We start from the raw sequence: 319 nt of genomic DNA on the forward strand, positions 1-319 counted from the left end.
CAGCAGCAGCCGGGCGTTGTCGTAGCGGTACTTGACCTGGGTGCCGTCGGCGTTGATGCGGCGGCTGATCAGGTGCAGGCCACCTTCGTATTCGTAGCGGGTGACGTGGTCGAGTTCGTCGCGTTCGGCGATGATTTTGCCGTAGGGGTTGTAGCTGAATTCCCTGCAACCGCCGCTTGGCTGGATCAGTTTCAGCAAGCGACCTGCGGCGTCCCACTGATACTGGGTCAGCGCCCCATGCTCATCCTCACGGGCAACCTGTCGTCCCAGATCGTCATAGCGATAGCGCTTGATCCCACCATTGGGCAATTGCTCCTCA

At 60.5% G+C, this 319-nt stretch carries 1 protein-coding gene; it reads right to left on the reverse strand.

Going from position 1 to position 319, the window contains the following annotated elements; translation table 11 throughout:
- On the reverse strand, positions 1-319 hold a 319-nt coding region (locus ODQ19_RS28095), incomplete at both ends, for an RHS repeat domain-containing protein (protein ID WP_330211850.1).

The sequence above is a fragment of the Pseudomonas sp. AM4(2022) genome (assembly GCF_036346515.1).
GTDB classification, from domain to species: domain Bacteria; phylum Pseudomonadota; class Gammaproteobacteria; order Pseudomonadales; family Pseudomonadaceae; genus Aquipseudomonas; species Aquipseudomonas paracarnis.